Consider the following 4,242-nt stretch of genomic DNA (forward strand, 5'->3'; position numbering starts at 1 on the left):
GGGCGACGACGCGAATTGTCAGACAGGACCTAAGGCGTGCAGACCTTGGTGAGTTCGCCGGCCGCGTCGGTGACCGGGCGCACGTCCGGGGTGTTGTCACCGTTCCTGATGGCGGTCCGTACGTTGGAGACCGCCGAATTCAGGTCGTCCACGGCCTTGTTGACGTCGGCGTCGTCCGTGCGGTCGCCGATCCGGTCGAGGTTCTGCTCTATGGAGTCCAGCGAGGCGTCGGCCTGCGTGGGATCGTTCGCCGCGTTCTCCACGGCCTGCTGGAGGTCGGTGACGCTGTCCGCGATGGAGTCGGCGGTCTGCACACAGTCCAGGGCCTTGTTCACGGCGTCGCAGCCGGTGGTGAGGCCCATGGTGAGCGCGGCGGCCGCGAGCGCGGCGATGGCGGTGGTACGGCGTCGGCGGCCGGCGGCCATGCGGTGTCCCTCCCCAGGTACGGCTGGCCGGGCGCGCGGGATCGAGCCGCGCGCCCGTACCGTCCAAGACGCGGTCCGCCGGGGCGGGGTTGCCCGGGCAAGCTCAGCTTTTTTGGGGTGCCCTTTACCCGGCCGGTGCTACTCGGGCAGGGTCAGCGCGAGGGCGGCCCGCTGGAAGTCGGTGAGCTCGGCGCAGCCGGCCACACCCAGGTCGAGCAGGGCGTTCAGTTCCTCGCGGGCGAAGGGCTCGGCCTCGGCGGTGCCCTGGATCTCGACGAAGCGGCCGTCGCCGGTGCAGACCACGTTCATGTCGGTCTCGGCGCGCACGTCTTCCTCGTAGCAGAGGTCGAGCAGCGGGACGCCGTCGACGATGCCGACCGAGACGGCGCCGACCGTGCCGGTGAGCGGCTGGCGGCCCGCCTTGATCAGCTTCTTGCGCTGCGCCCAGGCGACGGCGTCGGCGAGGGCGACGTAAGCGCCGGTGATGGCGGCGGTGCGGGTGCCACCGTCGGCCTGGAGGACGTCGCAGTCCAGGACGATGGTGTTCTCGCCGAGCGCCTTGTAGTCGATGACGGCGCGCAGCGAGCGGCCGATGAGGCGGGAGATCTCGTGCGTGCGCCCGCCGATCCGGCCCCGGACCGACTCACGGTCGCCGCGGGTGTTGGTGGAGCGGGGCAGCATGGAGTACTCGGCGGTGACCCATCCCTCGCCGCTGCCCTTGCGCCAGCGGGGGACGCCTTCGGTGACGCTGGCGGTGCAGAACACCTTGGTGTCGCCGAAGGAGACGAGGACGGAGCCCTCGGCGTGCTTGCTCCAGCCGCGTTCGATGGTGACGGGGCGGAGCTGTTCGGGGGTGCGGCCGTCGATGCGAGACATGCGGCTGAGCCTATCGGGAGTGACGCGAGGGGCTCCTCCCCCATGGGAAGAAGCCCCTCGCGCCGGTGAGCTGCCGCTGGGCGGACGGCTCACATCATGTCTTCGATCTCCGCGGCGATCGGGTCGGCGTCGGTGCCGATGACGACCTGGATGGCGGTGCCCATCTTCACGACACCGTGCGCGCCGGCGGCCTTCAGGGCGGCCTCGTCGACGAGCGACGCGTCGTGGACCTCGGTACGCAGGCGGGTGATGCAGCCCTCGACCTCGTCGATGTTGTCGATGCCGCCGAGCCCGGCGACGATCTTCTCAGCCTTGCTGGCCATGTTCCTTCTCCCTGGTCCGAACGAGAACCGTCCGAAGACTGGTCTACACCACCAGGGGGAACCCCACCAAACCGCCCCCCGGCCCCCACGGGTCCGGCACTCCGTGTAGCCCCACGATCGCTATTTCACGGGTTCCTTATATCCGTGCCCTCGTGCTACAACAGGTCTACACCACAAGTGGTGTAGACCACAGACGCTGCCGTCCCCCTCCATGGTCCCAGGGCGGCGCCCTGCCCATCTGGAGGAAGTTGTGACCACGGCCAGCGCCGCGCCCCCGGCCGAGAACAAGAGGGGCGCCAAGGTGATGGGCGTCCTCCAGCGGATCGGCCGCAGTCTGATGCTGCCGGTCGCGGTGCTGCCCGCCGCCGCCCTCCTGGTGCGGCTCGGCAACGCCGACATGCTGGGTGACCCCTCCTACCCGGCGTTCCTCACCAAGATCGCCTCCTTCATGGCGGCGGGCGGCAACGCGATCCTGGACAACATGGCGCTGCTGTTCGCGGTGGGCATCGCCATCGGCTTCGCCAAGAAGTCGGACGGCTCCACGGCGCTCGCCGCGGTCGTCGGCTACCTGGTCTTCAAGAACGTGCTGGCCACGTTCACCGACAAGAACCTGCCGAAGGTGGCCACCGCCGTCGACGGCAAGGTCGTCATGGTGAACGCCCCGGTGGACGCCAAGGTCCTCGGCGGCGTGGTGATGGGCATCGTCGTCGCCCTGCTCTACCAGCGCTTCTACCGCACCAAGCTGCCCGACTGGGCCGGCTTCTTCGGCGGCCGCCGACTGGTCCCGATCCTCTCCGCGCTCGCCGGTCTGCTCATCGGCATCGTCTTCGGCTACATCTGGCCGGTGCTCGGCACGGGTCTGCACAACTTCGGTGAGTGGCTGGTCGGCTCGGGCGCCGTCGGCGCCGGCATCTTCGGTGTCGCCAACCGCGCGCTGATCCCGATCGGCATGCACCACCTGCTGAACTCGTTCCCGTGGTTCCAGGCCGGTGACTACAACGGCAAGAGCGGCGACATCGCGCGCTTCCTCGCCGGTGACCCGCACGCGGGCCAGTTCATGACCGGCTTCTTCCCGATCATGATGTTCGCGCTGCCCGCCGCCTGCCTCGCCATCGTGCACTGCGCCCGCCCCGAGCGCCGCAAGGTCGTCGGCGGCATGATGTTCTCCCTCGCGCTGACCTCCTTCGTCACCGGTGTCACCGAGCCGATCGAGTTCACCTTCATGTTCATCGCCCCGGTGCTGTACGCGATCCACGCGGTGCTCACCGGTGTCTCCATGGCGCTGACCTGGTCGCTGGGCATGCGGGACGGCTTCGGCTTCTCGGCCGGCGCGATCGACTTCGGCCTGAACTGGGGCATCGCGTCGAACCCGTGGGGCCTCATCCTGGTCGGCCTGTGCTTCGCGGTCGTCTACTACGTGGTCTTCCGCTTCGCCATCATCAAGTTCAACCTCCCCACGCCGGGCCGCGAGTCCGACGAGGAGCTGGCCGAGATCCAGAAGGCAGAGGCCAAGTAACCCGGCCCAGGTACGCGCAGGGCCCCGGAACCCGACCAGGTTCCGGGGCCTTCGTCGTGGCCGGGCCTACAGCTCGTACGTCATGCGGGGCGTCGCCACCTCCACCGGGCCGGCGAAGGCCTCGCGGGCGTCGGCCAGGTTGACCTCGGGGTCGGTCCACGGCGGGATGTGGGTGAGGACCAGCATGCGGGCGCCCGCGCGGGTGGCGGTCTCCCCGGCCTCGCGGCCGTTGAGGTGCAGGTCGGGGATGTTCTCCTTGCCGTGCGTGAAGGCGGCCTCGCACAGGAAGAGGTCGGCGTCCCGCGCCAGGTCGTCCAGCGCCGCGCTGACCCCGGTGTCCCCGGAGTACGTGAGGGACTTGCCCCCGTGCTCGATCCGGATCGCGTAGGCCTCGACCGGGTGCCGCACCCGCTCGGTGTGCACGGTGAAGGGGCCGATCTCGAAGGTGGACGGCTTGACCGTGTGGAAGTCGAAGACCTCGCTCATGGAGGACGCGGACGGCGTGTCGGCGTACGCCGTGGTCAGCCGGTGCTCGGTGCCCTCGGGGCCGTAGACCGGGATCGGCTCGCAGCGGCCGCCGTCGTGCCGGTAGTAGCGCGCCACGAAGTACGCGCACATGTCGATGCAGTGATCGGCGTGCAGATGGCTGAGGAAGATCGCGTCGAGGTCGTACAGACCGATGTGGCGCTGCAACTCCCCCAGGGCGCCGTTGCCCATGTCGAGAAGCAGCCGGAAGCCGTCGGCCTCGACGAGGTAGCTCGAACAGGCCGATTCCGCGGACGGGAACGACCCCGAGCAGCCGACGACGGTGAGCTTCATGGAGCGGAAACCTCCGTTGGCAGAAGCGGGTCGGGAAGCAGCAGGGCATGGTTGTGCGGTTCGTCGAGCGTAAGGCGCGAAAGCGCGGGTCGCTCCTTCGCCAGGGGCCGTTGTGGGCGAACTCACCTGTGCTGTCACCGGTTCGGCTGGACCGGGGGCGCATGGGGATCAGCGGAGGGCGCGCGGCAGGCGGCGCGCGCCGGTAACGTCCTCCGCATGGACACGACCTGGTGGCTCGCGCTGGTGGCGGTAATCCTGCTGGCCCTGGTCGCCACGCTGGTGG

5 protein-coding genes are annotated in these 4,242 nt (G+C 69.5%); 1 reads left to right on the plus strand and 4 read right to left on the minus strand.

Features of this window, described 5'->3' with window-relative positions; genetic code table 11:
• Positions 1–29 precede the first annotated feature (29 nt).
• From GT030_RS32090 to GT030_RS32100, 3 genes are all read right to left on the minus strand, one after another.
• Entirely contained in the window at positions 30–425 is a 396-nt protein-coding gene (locus GT030_RS32090; RefSeq protein ID WP_135793650.1) for a hypothetical protein, read from the minus strand.
• A gap of 138 nt (positions 426–563) precedes the next feature.
• On the minus strand, positions 564–1,301 hold the full coding sequence (gene rph / locus GT030_RS32095; RefSeq protein ID WP_161204091.1) for a ribonuclease PH: 738 nt from the start codon (positions 1,299–1,301) through the stop codon (positions 564–566).
• Between the two features lie 89 nt (positions 1,302–1,390).
• The gene (locus GT030_RS32100; RefSeq protein ID WP_161204092.1) at positions 1,391–1,624 is read right to left on the minus strand and encodes a PTS glucose/sucrose transporter subunit IIB; all 234 of its coding nucleotides are present in this window, start codon (positions 1,622–1,624) and stop codon (positions 1,391–1,393) included.
• Positions 1,625–1,874: 250 nt separating this feature from the next.
• Here GT030_RS32100 and GT030_RS32105 point away from each other — a divergent pair, with 250 nt between their 5' ends.
• A complete protein-coding gene (locus tag GT030_RS32105) occupies positions 1,875–3,140 on the plus strand; it encodes a PTS transporter subunit EIIC (protein ID WP_161204093.1) in 1,266 nt (421 codons plus the stop codon).
• Between the two features lie 66 nt (positions 3,141–3,206).
• Here the strand turns inward: GT030_RS32105 and GT030_RS32110 are convergent, their stop codons facing one another.
• Positions 3,207–3,959: an MBL fold metallo-hydrolase gene (locus GT030_RS32110; RefSeq protein WP_161204094.1), complete on the minus strand. Its 753-nt coding sequence runs from the start codon at positions 3,957–3,959 to the stop codon at positions 3,207–3,209.
• Positions 3,960–4,242: the final 283 nt, after the last annotated feature.

The organism is Streptomyces sp. SID1328 (assembly GCF_009865595.1).
GTDB lineage: Bacteria > Actinomycetota > Actinomycetes > Streptomycetales > Streptomycetaceae > Streptomyces > Streptomyces griseoluteus.